General features: G+C 70.6%; 11 protein-coding genes. 8 read left to right on the forward strand and 3 right to left on the reverse strand.

Features of this window, described 5'->3' with window-relative positions:
• Position 1 precedes the first annotated feature (1 nt).
• Positions 2–2,767, reverse strand: a complete 2,766-nt coding sequence (aceE, locus tag ABEA93_RS01315) for a pyruvate dehydrogenase (acetyl-transferring), homodimeric type (protein ID WP_425584767.1) — start codon at positions 2,765–2,767, stop codon at positions 2–4.
• Positions 2,768–3,217: 450 nt separating this feature from the next.
• Between aceE and ABEA93_RS01320 the strand changes: the two genes are divergently transcribed.
• Together ABEA93_RS01320 and ABEA93_RS01325 are read left to right on the forward strand one after the other, a co-directional pair.
• A complete protein-coding gene (locus tag ABEA93_RS01320; protein WP_345673326.1) occupies positions 3,218–3,484 on the forward strand; it encodes a DUF1918 domain-containing protein in 267 nt (88 codons plus the stop codon).
• A 182-nt stretch (positions 3,485–3,666) separates the two neighbouring features.
• Positions 3,667–4,110: a DUF3052 domain-containing protein gene (locus ABEA93_RS01325; protein ID WP_345673327.1), complete on the forward strand. Its 444-nt coding sequence runs from the start codon at positions 3,667–3,669 to the stop codon at positions 4,108–4,110.
• 90 nt (positions 4,111–4,200) lie between these two features.
• Here ABEA93_RS01325 and ABEA93_RS01330 read toward each other — a convergent pair whose 3' ends face one another.
• Positions 4,201–5,190 carry a maleylpyruvate isomerase N-terminal domain-containing protein gene (locus ABEA93_RS01330; protein ID WP_345673328.1) on the reverse strand — a complete coding sequence of 330 codons (990 nt, stop codon included), beginning with the start codon at positions 5,188–5,190 and terminating at the stop codon, positions 4,201–4,203.
• 463 nt (positions 5,191–5,653) lie between these two features.
• On the opposite strand from ABEA93_RS01330, the gene ABEA93_RS01335 reads away from it, so the two are divergent.
• The 6 genes from ABEA93_RS01335 (at position 5,654) to ABEA93_RS01360 (ending at position 10,427) form a co-directional block, all read left to right on the forward strand.
• Positions 5,654–6,112 (forward strand): peroxiredoxin, encoded by a 459-nt coding sequence (locus ABEA93_RS01335; protein ID WP_345673329.1) that lies wholly within the window; start codon positions 5,654–5,656, stop codon positions 6,110–6,112.
• A 267-nt stretch (positions 6,113–6,379) separates the two neighbouring features.
• Positions 6,380–6,955, forward strand: coding sequence for a TerD family protein (locus ABEA93_RS01340; RefSeq protein WP_345673330.1), 576 nt, complete (start codon positions 6,380–6,382; stop codon positions 6,953–6,955).
• A gap of 294 nt (positions 6,956–7,249) precedes the next feature.
• Positions 7,250–7,828 carry a TerD family protein gene (locus tag ABEA93_RS01345; protein WP_345673331.1) on the forward strand — a complete coding sequence of 193 codons (579 nt, stop codon included), beginning with the start codon at positions 7,250–7,252 and terminating at the stop codon, positions 7,826–7,828.
• Positions 7,829–7,950: 122 nt separating this feature from the next.
• Positions 7,951–9,081, forward strand: a complete 1,131-nt coding sequence (locus ABEA93_RS01350) for a DUF475 domain-containing protein (protein ID WP_345673332.1) — start codon at positions 7,951–7,953, stop codon at positions 9,079–9,081.
• A 188-nt stretch (positions 9,082–9,269) separates the two neighbouring features.
• Entirely contained in the window at positions 9,270–9,959 is a 690-nt protein-coding gene (locus ABEA93_RS01355; protein ID WP_345673333.1) for a TerD family protein, read from the forward strand.
• 99 nt (positions 9,960–10,058) lie between these two features.
• Positions 10,059–10,427 carry a DUF4180 domain-containing protein gene (locus ABEA93_RS01360; RefSeq protein ID WP_345673334.1) on the forward strand — a complete coding sequence of 123 codons (369 nt, stop codon included), beginning with the start codon at positions 10,059–10,061 and terminating at the stop codon, positions 10,425–10,427.
• A gap of 99 nt (positions 10,428–10,526) precedes the next feature.
• Here the strand turns inward: ABEA93_RS01360 and ABEA93_RS01365 are convergent, their stop codons facing one another.
• Positions 10,527–11,747, reverse strand: a complete 1,221-nt coding sequence (locus ABEA93_RS01365; RefSeq protein ID WP_345673335.1) for a TerD family protein — start codon at positions 11,745–11,747, stop codon at positions 10,527–10,529.
• Between the last annotated feature and the right edge of the window lie 276 nt (positions 11,748–12,023).

Genomic DNA, 12,023 nt, shown 5'->3' on the forward strand with positions numbered 1-12,023 from the left:
GTCAGGCGTCCCCGCCCACCGTGCCGACCCCGGCCGCCTTGACGTCGAGGATCTGGTACCGGTCGATGGCCTTCTTGACCGTGCCCGGGTCGACCTCGCCGCGGCGCGCCAGCTCGCTGAGCACGCCCACCACGACCGACTCGGCGTCCACGTGGAAGAACCGCCGCGCGGCACCGCGGGTGTCCGCGAAGCCGAAGCCGTCGGTCCCGAGCGAGCTGAAGTCGCTCGGCACCCAGCGGGCGATCTGGTCCGGCACCGCACGCATCCAGTCGCTGACCGCCAGCACCGGGCCCGGACGGCCGTCCAGCACGCGCTGCACGTACGGGATCCGCGGCTCCTCCTCCGGGTGCAGGAGGTTGTGCTCCTCGCACGCCACGGCCTCGCGGCGCAGCTCGTTCCACGACGTCGCCGACCACACGTCCGCGACGACGTTCCAGTCCTCGGCCAGCATGCGCTGCGCGTCGAGCGCCCACGGCAGGCCGACGCCGGACGCCAGGATCTGCGCCTTGAGCGCGCCGTCCCGCGGCTCGCCGGGCTTGAGCAGGTACAGGCCCTTGAGGATGCCGTCGACGTCGACGTTCTCCGGCTCGGCCGGCTGGTCGATCGGCTCGTTGTAGACCGTCAGGTAGTAGAAGACGTCCTCGCCGTGCGGGTGCTCGTCCGACGAGCCGTACATACGGCGCAGGCCGTCCTTGACGATGTGCGCGATCTCGAACGCGTAGGCCGGGTCGTAGGCCACGACCGCCGGGTTCGTCGACGCCAGCAGCTGCGAGTGCCCGTCAGCGTGCTGGAGGCCCTCGCCGGTCAGCGTGGTCCGGCCCGCGGTGGCGCCGAGCACGAAGCCGCGCGCCAACTGGTCGGCCATCTGCCAGAACTGGTCGCCGGTGCGCTGGAACCCGAACATCGAGTAGAAGACGTACACCGGGATCATCGGCTCGCCGTGCGTCGAGTACGACGACCCGGCGGCGATCAGCGACGCGGTGCAGCCCGCCTCCGAAATGCCCTCGTGGAGCATCTGGCCGCTCTCCGACTCCTTGTAGGAGAGCAGGAGTTCGCGGTCGACGGCCTCGTACCGCTGGCCGTGCGGGTTGTAGATCTTCGCGGTCGGGAACATCGCGTCCATGCCGAACGTGCGGTACTCGTCCGGCGCGATCGGCACGAAGCGCTTGCCGATCTCGGGGTCGCGCATGAGGTCCTTGAGGAGCCGCACGAAGGCCATCGTGGTGGCCATCGGCTGCCGCGCGCCCTTCTTGATCGGCGCGTACACGTCGTCGCCGGGCAGCTTGACCGGCTTGGCGCGCAGCACGCGCTGCGGCATCGAACCGCCGAGCGCCGCGCGGCGCTCCCGCATGTACTCCATCTCCTCGGACTTGTCGCCCGGGTGGAAGTACGGCGGCAGGTCGGCTTCCAGCTCCTGGTCCGAGATCGGCAGGTACAGCCGGTCGCGGAACATCTTGAGGTCGGCCTTGGTGAGCTTCTTCATCTGGTGCGTCGCGTTGCGGCTCTCGAAGTTCGGACCGAGGGTCCAGCCCTTCACCGTCTGCGCGAGGATCACCGTCGGCTGGCCGGTGTGCTCACGTGCCGCCTTGAACGCCGCGTACACCTTGCGGTAGTCGTGGCCGCCGCGGCCGAGCTTGCGCAGCTCGTCGTCCGACATGTGCGCGACCATCTTGCGCAGCCGGGCGTCGTCGCCGAAGAAGTGCTCGCGGGCGTAGCCGCCGGACTCCACCGCGTACGTCTGGAACTGCCCGTCCGGCGTGGTGTTCATCTTGTTGACGAGCACGCCGTCGGTGTCCTGCGCGAGCAGCGGGTCCCACGAGCGGTCCCACACGACCTTGATCACGTTCCAGCCGGCGCCGCGGAAGTACGACTCCAGCTCCTGGATGATCTTGCCGTTGCCGCGCACCGGGCCGTCGAGCCGCTGCAGGTTGCAGTTGATGACGAAGGTGAGGTTGTCCAGCTCCTCGCGGGCCGCCAGGCCGATGTTGCCCAGCGACTCCGGCTCGTCCATCTCGCCGTCGCCGAGGAACGCCCACACGTGGCTGCGCGAGGTGTCCTTGAGGTTGCGGTGCAGCAGGTACCGGTTGAACCGGGCCTGGTAGATCGCGCCGAGCGGGCCGAGGCCCATCGACACGGTCGGGAATTCCCAGAAGTCCGGCATGAGCCGCGGGTGCGGGTACGACGACAGGCCGTACGGCGCCTGCGAGTGCTCCTGGCGGAAGCCGTCCAGGTGCTCCTCGGTCAGCCGTCCCTCGAGGAAAGCGCGGGCGTAGATGCCGGGGGCGGCGTGGCCCTGGAAGAAGATCTGGTCGCCGCTCTCGCCGTGGTCCTTGCCGCGGAAGAAGTGGTTGAAGCCGACCTCGTACAGGCTGGCGGACGACGCGTACGTCGCGATGTGGCCGCCGACGCCCAGGCCGGGCCGGTTGGCGCGGGACACCATGATGGCCGCGTTCCAGCGGATGAACGCGCGGATGCGGCGCTCGATGTCCTCGTCACCGGGGAACCACGGCTCGCTCTCCGGCGGAATGGTGTTGATGTAGTCGGTGCTGCGCAGGGCAGGCACACCGACCTGCCGCTCGCGGGCGCGTTCGAGCAGCTTGAGCATGATGTAGCGGGCGCGCTGCCGCCCCTGCTCGTTGATGACGGAGTCCAGCGACTCCAGCCACTCCCCGGTCTCCCCGGGGTCGATGTCCGGGAGCTGGCTCGGGAGGCCGTCACTGATGATCGAGAAGCGCTCTCGTCCGGATGCCACGCTGTTCCTTCGCATATCGGTAGATGTAGCGATCATCGGCCGGGCCCGGGATGCCCGGAGTTGTCCCGGCGATCCCGCGCGTCGGCCGCCAATGAGCGGTGTCGCGCCGCCTCCATCGTGGTACCCGGACGCCGTATCCGTCATCTCTACCGATCAGTAATGAACCCGGTGGATGCGCAGGTAGCGCCCACACGTGCCCATATCTGCCGCTTCGATCTCGTGGACCTTTGTATCCCTGCCTCTTCGGCTTTCCCGGCTACCGCGACGAGGGGCGGCGTTGCCCTGACCCCGGCTGTCGCCGGGTGCCACACGCGGCGGTCGACGGGTGCGGGGTATCCACACCTGTCAACCGCCTAGAACATTACGCCCGGCCTCTTTCTTCCGAAGCACCGGCGTAGTTGTCTGGGAGGTGTACGGATGCCGCGGCGGGGGACACACCAGGCATCCTCGGCGGAAGGAGTTCCGATGCACGCGACCATCGGCGACCGGCTGCACGTCCACGGCAACCACGTCGGCGAAGCGGACCGGAAAGGCGAGATCCTCGAGGTCCGCGGCCCGGACGGCGGTCCGCCCTACGTGGTGCGCTTCGAGGACGGCCACACCGGCCTGATCTTCCCCGGACCGGATGCGGAGGTCGAGACCGCGGCGGTGCGGCACGCGCTGGGACGCCCGCTGCCGGGTTCGGCACCCACGCCGAACGCGATGCCCAAGCACCAGCGGCACGGCTGGTGACCCCCCGACACTTTTCCGAGACGCGTCCGGCACCCGGCCGGCCCGACCGGCACCACCCCGATACCCGTCGGGGTGGTGTTTGGGCGGTGGCGTGACCTGGGTACTTGCGCGAACAGCCCGGCGCGTGTGGACTACGGCCACAGCTCCGGAAACCTGCGGGGCCGAACATGGGAGGTCACTTCGTGAGCGCGACCGCGGACCACGCGGAGGAGAAGGCCAATCCGGCTGCCCGGCTTGGCTTCGAGGCCGGACAGGTGGTCCAGGAACTCGGGTACGACGACGACGTTGACGAGGAGCTGCGCGAAGCCATCGCGGAGGTCACCGGAAACGAGCTTGTCGACGAGGACTACGAGGAGGACGTCGCCGACGTCGTGCTCCTCTGGTTCCGCGATGAGGACGGCGATCTCGTCGATTCCCTCGTGGACGCCCTGACCACGCTCACGGACGGCGGTCACATCTGGCTGCTGACCCCGAAGACCGGACGCGACGGCTACGTCGATCCCGCGGACATCGGTGAAGCGGCCCCGACGGCGGGCCTGGCCCGCACCACATCCGCCAATGCCACCAAGGACTGGTCGGCGACCCGTCTGGTGGCGCCCAAGACCGCGCGCAGCGGCAAGCGGTAGTCCCGACGCGGAACACCACGAGGCCCGCGGCCGATCCGATCCGGATCGGCCGCGGGCCTCGTCGCATACCGGCGGCCGGCCCGGGGCGGGTCAGCGCTGCAAGCGGCTTATGGTGCGCCCTATCCCGCCGAGCCAGCCGGCCGCGACCCGCAGCGCGGGGCCGCCGGGCAGGCCGGGGACGTGGTCGAGCAGCGGCGCCAGGGCCAGCAGGCCGGCCAGGTTGTCCAGCCGCAGGTCGCGCTTGACCAGCAGCGGCGGCACCGACCGGCGGCCCGCCGACGCGTCCAGCAGCAGCGCGGTGGACGCGCCGCGGACGGCCGGTATGCCGCGCTCGTCGGCGGCGACCCGGCGGACCGTCCAGCCGTCCGCGGACGCGGCGAACGCCCAGCCGCCGTCCGGACCGGCCAGCGCGGTGTCGGCGGCGACGCCGTGCCGGGCGGCCAGCGCGCCGGTGATGTCGGCGAGCGCGAGCAGCCCGGCGTCGAGCAGTGCGGGGTCCGGCTTCGTGGCGCCGCAGGGGGCCAAGTCGAGGGCGTGCACGGCCAGTTCGTAGGCGATCGCGCCGAGCTGGGTGAGCAGCGGGACGGGGCCGACCTGCGAGCCGGTGGGCGTGGTGCCGAGCCCGGGGTCGGCGGCGACGGCGGTGAAGGCGTCATCGATGCGGGCGCGTCCGGCGTCGAGCGCGGCCAGCAGGTCGTCCCGGGTCGCGTCGCGGTGGGCGGCGATCAGCGCGGCGTTGGCGGCGTCCTGGTCGAGCGGCTCGGCCGCGGCGGGGCGTTCCCCGCGGGCCTCGGCGAGGAGCCGGGTGAGGAGTGGTTCCTCCGGCCACGAGGCGAGGTGCGCGACGACGTCCCGGCCGGTCCAGCCGGGCAGCCGCGACGGCGCGTCCGGGTCGGCGTCCGCGGCGGTGCGGCGGAACGCGTCCCACGCGGCGAGCGCGCGCTCGCGCTGCTCACCGAGCGGCAGATCGGCCGCGCCACGCGGGCCCTGGCCGGCGGGGGCCGGGCGGTCGGGGCCGGGGTGCGCGGCGCCGGGCTCGTCGTCGGCGGCGGCGTCGTGCGGGTGAGCGGTCGCGGGCATGCCCCCCATCCTTCCCTGGACAATTCCGAGCCAAGCGGGCCCCACCCCGAACGCAGTCCCGACAGGGCTCCTACACACACGCACACGAACTCGCCGACCGCAGGACCTGCTCACCGACCGAGCTCGCCCGAACGTGCCTCCACGCACACGCACGCGAACATACCGACCGCCCGACCGCCCTCCTGGCCCCGGTGCGGGGTGGCGTGGGTCCGTCGACGACCCGGGCGGCGGTGCGCTGGTGGGGGTGCGGCGGGTCGTGGGCCGGGGCCGCCTGCGCGGCCTCGCCCGCCGGGACCGTCGGGGGCGCGGGGCTACGGGCGGGTGGCGGCCCGATGGTCATCAGGTGGTCACCCGTGCGGGCCGGTGCGGGGCTGGTGCCAGACTGTGGGCGTGAAGCCCCTTCCGGGGCGCGACACCGTCACATCGCAGCGGTTGGAAATCCGCAGGTCGAAAGGACCGCACCATGGCCGTCGAGATCGGCAGCAAGGCCCCCGACTTCGAGCTGAAGAACCAGCACGGCGAGGTCGTCAAGCTCTCCGACTTCCAGGGCAGCAAGAACGTCGTCCTGCTCTTCTACCCGTTCTCCTTCACCGGCGTGTGCACCGGCGAGCTGTGCGCGCTGCGCGACGAGCTGCCGACCTTCGTCAACGACGACACCCAGCTCCTCGCGGTGTCCTGCGACTCGATGTTCACCCAGAAGGTGTTCGCCGAGCGCGAAGGCCTGGAGTACCCGGTGCTGTCGGACTTCTGGCCGCACGGCGAGGTCTCCAAGGCTTACGGCGTGTTCAACGAGGAGAAGGGCTGCGCGGTCCGCGGCACCTTCATCATCGACAAGGAAGGCACGGTCCGCTGGACCGTCGTCAACGCGCTGCCGGACGCGCGCGACCTGAACGAGTACGTCAAGGCGCTCGGCTCCATCTGACCCCTCCGACCTCTCCGGTCGCTCCGGTCTCCCGCCGTGCCCGGTCCGGCGCCCCTCGGGGCACCGGACCGGGCACGGCGTTTTCACGGCCCGTTCGGGGGCAGGTGCAGGAACGATTGGCCGCGCGGAAATGTTCGCGCGCGCGACACCCGTCAGATCACAACGGCACCAGGAACTCGTGACTAGGATCGGATCGTTGTCCAGCCGTATACGGCAAATCCCGGAGCATCGCCGCCGCGGCGGTCTCCACGAACTTATGGAGGACTCGTGGGAGTCAGCCTGAGCAAGGGCGGCAACGTCTCCCTGACCAAGGAGGCCCCGGGCCTGACGGCCGTTCTGGTCGGCCTGGGCTGGGACGTCCGCACGACCACCGGCACGGACTTCGACCTGGACGCAAGCGCGATCCTGCTCAACAACACGGGCAAGGTCGCCTCGGACAGCAACTTCGTGTTCTTCAACAACCTCAAGAGCCCCGACGGCTCGGTGGAGCACACGGGCGACAACCTCACCGGTGAAGGCGAGGGCGACGACGAGGCGATCAAGGTCAACCTCGCGGGTGTCCCGACCGAGATCGAGCGCATCGTGTTCCCGGTGTCGATCTACGACGCGGAGACCCGCCAGCAGTCGTTCGGCCAGGTCCGCAACGCGTTCATCCGCATCGTCAACCAGGCGGACAACAACGAGCTGGCGCGGTACGACCTCACCGAGGACGCGTCGACCGAGACCGCGATGGTCTTCGGCGAGCTGTACCGCAACGGCGCGGAGTGGAAGTTCCGCGCGGTCGGCCAGGGCTACGCCTCGGGCCTGCGCGGCATCGCGCAGGACTTCGGCGTCAACGTCTGACGTCCGCCGGACCGCGGCGCCGCACGGTGCCGCAGCACAATTGCAAGGTGACGCCCGCCGGCCGTGCGCCGGCGGGCGTCCTGCTTTCTTCCGTCGATTACCGCAATTCCGTATCGATTTCGTAGCGCGATTGCGCAACACCGCAACTATGCCGTCCGATGGCAAAGGCGTTCGCGTGCGGCGCCGGCCGGAATGCCGGTTGGGGGAAATCCCTTGAGCCGGGACGGGGTCGAGACGCGGTGCAGGGCGTCTGACTAGGCTTCGATCGGGGACCAAGCGAAGCAGGAGGAACACATGGGGGTCACCCTCGCAAAGGGCGGCAATGTCTCGCTGACGAAGGCCGCGCCGAACCTGACGACGGTGCTGGTCGGTCTCGGCTGGGACGCGCGCGCGACTACGGGTGCGGCATTCGACCTCGATGCCAGCGCCCTGCTGTGCGGCGGCGCCGGAAAGGTGCTCGGGGACGACTACTTCGTTTTCTACAACAACCTCAAGAGCCCCGAAGGCTCCGTGGAACACACGGGCGACAACCTCACCGGCGAGGGCGAAGGCGACGACGAGACGATCATGGTCGACCTCACGCTCGTGCCCGCGGGCGTGGAGAAGGTCGTGTTCCCCGTCTCGATCTACGACGCCGAGAACCGGGGGCAGACGTTCGGGCAGGTGCGCAACGCGTACATCCGCATCGTGAACCAGGCGGACGGGAACGAGCTTGCGCGTTATGACCTGACGGAAGATGCGTCAAGCGAGACTGCCATGATCTTTGGAGAACTTTACCGATACCAGGGAGAATGGAAGTTCCGCGCGGTCGGCCAGGGGTACGCTTCGGGGCTGCGGGGGATCGCTCTCGACTTCGGCGTCAGCGTTCAGTGACGACCAGTCAGGGCCGGTCACCCCGGTGACCGGCCCATAGTCGTTTCAGGGGGGCAGTACCCCGGCGCCACCCGTCCTTCCGTTCTTCCTGCCCGACAACCCGAGAAAGGGACCATCCCTCCGTGTTGCTCCGTACCTTCGGCTGGTCATTCGCCGTGACCTTGGCGGGATTGGCCGTCGCCTTCATCTTCTGGGGGGCGGAAGGATTCGGCGTCGTCCTGATCCTGTCCATCCTGGAGATCTCGTTGTCCTTCGACAACGCGGTCGTCAACGCCACGATCCTCAAGAAGATGAACGCCTTCTGGCAGAAGATCTTCTTGACCGTCGGCGTGCTCATCGCGGTCTTCGGCATGCGGCTGGTGTTCCCGCTGGCCATCGTCAGCGTGACCGCGTCGCTGAATCCCATGGACGTCATCGATCTCGCGTTCCATGAGAACAAGATGATCGACGGCATGACGTACGCCGACTACCTGCACGACGCGCATCCCGCGATCGCGGCGTTCGGCGGCATCTTCCTGCTGATGATCTTCCTGGACTTCATGCTCGACGACCGCGAGCACAACTGGATCGCCCCGGTCGAGCGGTTCACCGCACGGCTCGGCAAGTTCGAGGTGCTGTCCACCCTCATCGCCCTGGTCGGCCTGGTCCTCGCCGCGCAGCACCTGGCGCCGGAGGGCAAGGAGGGCACCGTGATGGTGGCCGGTGTCCTCGGCCTCATCGCGTACCTGGGCGTCGGCGGACTGTCCGATTACTTCGAGTCGCACGGGGTCGGCGGGGACGACGACGAGGACGAGGCGGAGGAGGGCGCCAAGTCCGGCAGCGCCAAGCCGCTCGTGCTGGCGTCCGGCAAGGCCGCGTTCTTCATGTTCCTCTACCTCGAGGTCCTCGACGCGTCGTTCTCCTTCGACGGCGTCGTCGGCGCGTTCGCGATCACCCAGGACCTGCTGTGGATCACGCTGGGCCTCGGCATCGGCGCGATGTACATCCGGTCGCTCACCGTCTACCTGGTGCGCCAGGGCACGCTGGACGACTACGTGTACCTGGAGCACGGTGCGCACTACGCGATCGGCGCGCTGGCGGGCATCCTGGTCTTCTCGATCAAGTGGGAGGTCCCGGAGATCGTCACCGGCCTCGTCGGTGTCGGCTTCATCGGCATCGCGCTGATCTCGTCGATCATGCGCAACCGCCGGATCGGCCACATCCCCGGGCAGAACGGGCAGGGCAGCGAGCCATCGGTGGAAGCCAAGGTCTGAGCAACGGGATGAACCCGCCCGAACTCCCCTGAAAAGGGGCGGAATCGGGTCCGGAGCGAAACCGGCCGTACCGCGCGCGTGTCTCACCAGGCACCGCGCGGTACGGCTATTTTTGTGTCAGCTGTGCCGGCACGGTGACCGGGCGCCGTCCGCGCCCGGCGCCGGCCGGCCGAGGCGGGGAGGGCACGATGCCGTTGTTCGGACGGTCGCAAGGCGGACTGATCGGTGAGCCGGACACCGGCAGCCACAAGGTCACCCTGACCCGGACCACCCCCGAGGTGTCGCTGACCCGCCAGGGTTCGGCGACCGGCACGCTCCGCGTCAACCTGCACTGGAACCAGCACTACGAAGAGGCCCCGGGCCGCCCGCGCGGCGGACTGTTCCGTCCGCTCGAGGTCCAGGCGCCGCCGCTGCCGCAGAAGATCGACCTCGACCTCGGCTGCATGTGGGAACTCGCGGACGGCTCCAAAGGCGTCGTGCAGGCGCTCGGCAACCTCTACGGCGACTTCAACGCGACCCCGTTCGTCCGCCTCGACCACGACGACCGCACCGGCTCGGCCTCCGGCGAGACGATGTTCATCAACCTCGACCAGTGGCGGCTCATGAAGCGGCTGCTGATCTTCGTCTACATCTACGACGGGACGCCCGCCTTCGACCAGGCCAACGGCGTCGTGAGCCTCTTCCCGAACGCCGGCCGCCCCATCGAAGTCCGCCTCGACGAACGCTCGTCCGGCGCCAAGACCTGCGCGGTCGCCCTGGTGGAGAACCACGGCGACGACGTCACCGTGCGCCGCGTGGTGCGCTATCTCGACGGGTTCCAGGCCGAGCTGGACCGGGCGTTCGGGTGGGGGCTGGTCTGGGCGCGGGGCTACAAGTAAATGCCGCGCGGCCGGTGACGGCGCGTTCCTGGACTGCCGAGCGAACCACAGCAGGCAAGCAGGCAAGCAGGCAAGCAGGTAGGTAGGAAGGGAGGCGTCATGGCCGACGCCGTGGAGGACTTCGGCGGCACCCCCGTCTTCGTGTGCGACCCCGCGGGCGAACCGGTGCGCGGCGAGCAGGACGCCACGGACCTGATCGGCAACGCGTACTACCAGGGCGCGTCCTGGGTCGCGGTGCCCGCGGAACGCCTCGGCGACGACTTCTTCCGGCTGAGCACCAAGGTCGCGGGCGGGATCGTGCAGAAGTTCGCCAATTACCGCATGGGCTTGGCGGTGCTCGGTGACATCGACCGGCACGTCGCGGGGAGCACGGCGCTGCGCGACTTCGTGGTGGAGAGCAACCGCGGCCGCCAGCTGTGGTTCCTCCGGGACGCGGAGGCGCTGCGCGGCAAGCTGGCGGGGGAGTAGCGGCAATCTCGGCAAGCACCACCGGCCGAGCCCGGCCGAGCCCGGCCGGTGCGTGCTGTGCGCCCTCCTGGCATCGACCGGAAAGCGCCCCCGGTACCGCTACTGGAACTGCGGGCCCTGCGGCGGGTTGTTCAGCCACTGGGTCTGCGGTGCCGGGCCGCCGGGGAAGCCGGGGCCCGACGGGGCCGGGGTGTGCGCCGGAGTCGCCTGCGGCGTGTGGCCGGGGCTCGAGTGCGGGCCCTGCGGCATGGCGCCCGGGGCGTACTGCGGCCCGCCGGGCGGCATGTGCATGACACCGGCGGGCGTCAGCGTGCCCGCCGGGGTGCCCGGGTTGGACACCGGCCCCGCGGCGGACGCCGGCTGCGAGGCCGGGCCGCCCGCGCTGCCGTGCCCGGGTGTGGCCGGGAAGCCGGGGGCGGGGTCGTCGAGGCCGGGCGGCGGGGGGATCGGGATGCCGCCGTACGGCGACTGCGGCCCGGTCGAGGCTCCGGCCGGGGGCGCGCTGTCCGGCAGGCTCGCGGGCATCAGCGCGGTCGCGGGAAGGTCGGCGAACGGCGTAGGCGTGACCGGTGCGCGCCCGGCGGACGGCTGCGGCCGCGCGGTCGCCGGGGTGCTCGCGGGCCCGGCGGTGGTCGGCGCGGGGGTCGGCCACGGGGACGACGTCGACGGGGACGGGGTGGACGGCGTCGCGGCCGACGGAGACGCGGCGGGCGCCGGGGAAGCCGAGCCCTGCCGCGGTCCCGCGGACGGCGCCGGGACGGCCGCGGGGGCCGGCTCGTCGTCTTCCTCGTCGTCGACGTTGATGCCGTAGTCCATCGCCAGCCCGGCCAGGCCCGTGTCGTAGCCCTGGCCGACCGCGCGGAACTTCCACTGGTCGTTGCGCTGGTAGATCTCGCCGAACACGAACGCCGTCTCGGTGGTCGCACCGGCGATCGGGAAGTTCAGCAGCTCCGTGCCCGACCCGGCGTCGAAGACGCGCAGGATCAGGTTCGGGACCTGGCTGACCCGGCCTTCGTACGCCGAGCCCGCCACCACGACCCGCGCCACGCTCGGCTCCAGCGCCTTGATGTCCACCCGGAACGCGTCCGAGCAGCCCGCCGCCGCGACGACCTTGTCGCCGTGCACGACCGCGCCGGACGGATGCCGCGGCTGGTTGTAGAACACGAAGTCCGCGTCGGTGCGCACCTTCCCGTTTGCGCCCAGCAGCAGCGCCGAGCAGTCGATGTCCGGCACCCCGGCACCCGGCCGCCACTCCAGGACGACCCGGACCGACTCCGCGCCGAGGACCGTGTTCGCGCCCTTGGTCATCACCTGCGTCATGGCCCCATCCTGCCCGGAACGGCGCCCGCGGCTCAACGAGGGGGCGGGCGCGGCGTGCCGCCGGGCCCCGCGGGGCTCACCCGGACGGCCCATCCGTGCGGAGATCCATCCGGAATGCGCGAACTCGGACGGATCGGCGTTCGTTGAAGATCCGGGGACGGCATGGGGACGGCAGTGCGGGCGCGGGGATCGTGCGTGCTCCCCGCCACATTGTCGCTCCGTGGTTTTCGGCCGTCACCCAGCGTGCACGCCCCGCCGGAAACCCGGGTGCCGTCG

Origin of the sequence: Yinghuangia aomiensis, assembly GCF_039542225.1 — a bacterium.
GTDB lineage: Bacteria > Actinomycetota > Actinomycetes > Streptomycetales > Streptomycetaceae > Yinghuangia > Yinghuangia aomiensis.

Bases quoted from the DNA above. Each gene is read 5' to 3' on its own strand.
- aceE (WP_425584767.1), bottom strand. From the start codon at position 2,767: ATGCGAAGGAACAGCGTGGCATCCGGACGAGAGCGCTTCTCGATCATC.
- ABEA93_RS01320 (WP_345673326.1), top strand. From the start codon at position 3,218: ATGCACGCGACCATCGGCGACCGGCTGCACGTCCACGGCAACCACGTC.
- ABEA93_RS01330 (WP_345673328.1), bottom strand. From the start codon at position 5,190: ATGCCCGCGACCGCTCACCCGCACGACGCCGCCGCCGACGACGAGCCC.
- ABEA93_RS01335 (WP_345673329.1), top strand. From the start codon at position 5,654: ATGGCCGTCGAGATCGGCAGCAAGGCCCCCGACTTCGAGCTGAAGAAC.
- ABEA93_RS01345 (WP_345673331.1), top strand. From the start codon at position 7,250: ATGGGGGTCACCCTCGCAAAGGGCGGCAATGTCTCGCTGACGAAGGCC.
- ABEA93_RS01355 (WP_345673333.1), top strand. From the start codon at position 9,270: ATGCCGTTGTTCGGACGGTCGCAAGGCGGACTGATCGGTGAGCCGGAC.
- ABEA93_RS01360 (WP_345673334.1), top strand. From the start codon at position 10,059: ATGGCCGACGCCGTGGAGGACTTCGGCGGCACCCCCGTCTTCGTGTGC.
- ABEA93_RS01365 (WP_345673335.1), bottom strand. From the start codon at position 11,747: ATGACGCAGGTGATGACCAAGGGCGCGAACACGGTCCTCGGCGCGGAG.